The organism is Shewanella surugensis (assembly GCF_023284005.1).
In the GTDB taxonomy this organism is placed as follows: Bacteria; Pseudomonadota; Gammaproteobacteria; order Enterobacterales; family Shewanellaceae; genus Shewanella; species Shewanella surugensis.
On sequence record NZ_JAKIKS010000375.1, the window covers coordinates 1 to 544 of the forward strand.

A 544-nucleotide genomic window follows, 5' to 3' on the forward strand; every position below is an offset into this window, starting at 1 on the left:
TTCATCTGCAGTGCTTTAGCGCCTAGTACATCAGCCTCTTTTTCCAGTCCTGCATTATCATTGATTACCATGCCGCCGACTGTGGTAGTGGGGTTGACTCGGCCTTGGGCTTGTTGGATAACATGACCGAATTCATGGGGTAAATGTTTTTCTTGGCCCGCGCCTAGATGAATTTCATGACCTTGGGCATAAGCATGAGCCTGCACCGTCGCAGGTTTAGCCGAGTTATAATGCACCTTGACATGATTCAAATTAATGCCCGATAAACTTTCCATACCGCTTTTTAAATGTTCAGGCAAACCGGTATTATTAGTATTAGTGTCGGCTTTTTGAATAGCTTGTTTGGCCACACGATTATCGGCCATGGATTGTAGCTGTGCCATACGGGCAGCTTGTGGACTATTATTAGCCATCTCTTGATACTTTCTTTGCAACGCGGCTTCAGGTCGATTATCAATGAATGGATGCTTAAGCGGACTCTTTTTCTGGGAAACTTTATTGTTAAGGGAATGGCTTTGACTCTGTGGATCCTTATTCGCGTACT

The 544-nt window shown here is 44.7% G+C and carries 1 protein-coding gene; it reads right to left on the minus strand.

Annotation, left to right across the window (positions count from 1 at the left end; genetic code table 11):
- Positions 1-544, minus strand: a 544-nt coding sequence (locus L2764_RS27590) for an eCIS core domain-containing protein (protein WP_248943514.1), incomplete at both ends; no start/stop codon positions are given.